Source organism: Blautia sp. AF34-10 (assembly GCF_003477865.1).
Classification (GTDB): Bacteria; Bacillota; Clostridia; order Lachnospirales; family Lachnospiraceae; genus Fusicatenibacter; species Fusicatenibacter saccharivorans.
This window is the reverse complement of the sequence record NZ_QUED01000081.1, coordinates 1-1,170: the sequence shown is the minus strand read 5'-3', so window position 1 is coordinate 1,170 and position 1,170 is coordinate 1. Positions and strand designations below refer to the sequence as shown.

Sequence of the window (1,170 nt, the reverse complement as noted above, 5' to 3'; positions counted from 1 at the left end):
TAGATACATATTTTTCCATCTTCATAATCTGGATTTGCTTCTTCCAAAGTATCTGAGGTGTTTTCATCCTCGATAATTGTTTCTTCTCCATCTGTAAATCCTTGATCTTTGGAATTACCAAATTCCTCTGTTACTTCAGAACTTATATCTGTATTTGGCTCTGATTCTCCTTCAAAAGAATCAGGAATATCACTTTCCGTGATATCAGATATTTCAGATGTATCACTGCTGAAACCATCCTGTTCCGATATATCTGTAATTTCACTATTGGTCTGCACATTCATTCTTTCTGAATCTTCAGCATTCGCAACTACGACTTGCGAAGATAATAATGTAACACACAGAACAACTGCTGTAATTCGTCTAAAACACTCAATTTCTTGTTCATAAAATCGCCTCAAATCTTCTGTCATGCTTGACTTTTTGTTACTTTTAACCACTCTGGCTGCTTTGCTGCCGCCGTCAAGCACTGAATCAGTTTTTCAGAAAACACTCCGCATTCACCATTTGAAATCATCCGTATTGCTTCTTCCGGTTCATATTTTCTTTTGTATGGACGATCATTGATCAATGCATCGTAAGCATCGACAATCCCAACGACCTGTGCACACATTGGAATCGCATTTCCTTTTAAACCATCCGGATATCCTGATCCATCATATCTTTCATGGTGGTGTCTGCATATTTCATAACTATATTGGTTCAGCTTTTCCGTTATTACTCCTTTTGGGAATCTCTGGGTCATCGCTGCACCTACTAATGGATGTTGTTTTACTACATTCATTTCTTCATCTGTCAACTTTCCATTTTTATTCAAAATTTCAATTGGTACTTTTATCTTTCCAATATCATGAATCGGTGCCAAATGGGCTACTGAAGCAATTTCTTCATCCGTAATTCCGTATTCCGGATAATTCTTCTGCAATTGAAGATATACCTGTTTCGTATAGAAACTGATATCATCTTGATACCCTGATTCAACTATCTGATTATGATTCAATACAGTAGTTAAAAGCGATACCATATCCCAATACTGCTTTGCCATATCCTGTTCTTTTTTTATGAGTTCTCTTTCCATCTTTATAACCGTGTTCTGGACAATCTTCTCATTATAGTAAGGTGATAATTGCAGTATTCTCATTTGTATCTATATATTTTTTGCTTCCATCC

At 36.1% G+C, this 1,170-nt stretch carries 2 protein-coding genes; both read right to left on the bottom strand.

The features are described 5' to 3' along the window. Nucleotides 1-413, bottom strand: a 413-nt coding sequence (locus DWZ60_RS16950) for a hypothetical protein (RefSeq protein ID WP_147397777.1), incomplete at its 3' end; no start/stop codon positions are given. After that, entirely contained in the window at nucleotides 410-1,078 is a 669-nt protein-coding gene (locus tag DWZ60_RS16945; RefSeq protein ID WP_243038390.1) for an HD-GYP domain-containing protein, read from the bottom strand. The genes DWZ60_RS16950 and DWZ60_RS16945, both read right to left, overlap by 4 nt. Nucleotides 1,079-1,170 lie beyond the last annotated feature (92 nt).